The 637-nt window shown below is 70.1% G+C and carries 1 protein-coding gene; it reads right to left on the bottom strand.

Translation table 11 applies throughout. From position 1 onward, the window contains the following. Positions 1 to 637 (bottom strand): phosphoglycerate kinase (locus tag AC1DWF_RS35635; RefSeq protein WP_476843172.1); only part of this gene is annotated, 637 nt, incomplete at both ends.

Raw genomic sequence — 637 nt, 5'->3', positions numbered from 1 at the left:
AGCTGACATAGCTCATCTGCTCCGAGACGCCCGCATGGCGCAGGGCGGAGACGGTGTCGCCGCCGCCGCCCACCGAGCGGAGCTYCCCGGCCTCGGTGAGGCGCGCGACCTCCCTGGCCACGGTGACGGTCGCGGTGTCGAAGGGCGCGATCTCGAAGGCGCCGAAGGGACCGTTCCAGACCAGCGTCTTCGCGGCCGAGAGGCGCTTCACCACATCGGCGATCGTGGCGGGGCCGACGTCCAGTGCCATCATGTCGGCCGGCACGCCATCGAGGCCGACGACCTTGTTGGGGGAATGCGCGGCGAAGCCCTCGGCGACCACGAGGTCGAGCGGCAGGACGATCTCGCAGCCATTCTTGCCGGCGGCGGCGAGGATCTCGCGCGCGGTGTCGTGCATCTCGGCTTCCTGCAGCGACTTGCCGACGGAATGGCCCTGCGCGGCGAGGAAGGTGTTGGCCATGGCGCCGCCGATGACCAGCACATCCACTTTGGAGGAGAGGTTGCCCAGCAGGTCCAGCTTGGTGGAGACCTTGGCGCCGCCGACGATGGCGACCACGGGTCGCTGCGGGTTGCCGAGGGCAGCGTCCAGCGCCTCCAGCTCCTGCTGCATCAGACGGCCGGCGTAGCTGGGCAGCAG

The organism is Aminobacter sp. P4_D5, assembly GCF_056401815.1.
The sequence above is the reverse complement of the archived record's forward strand: the minus strand, read 5'-3'. Positions and strand labels throughout refer to the sequence as shown.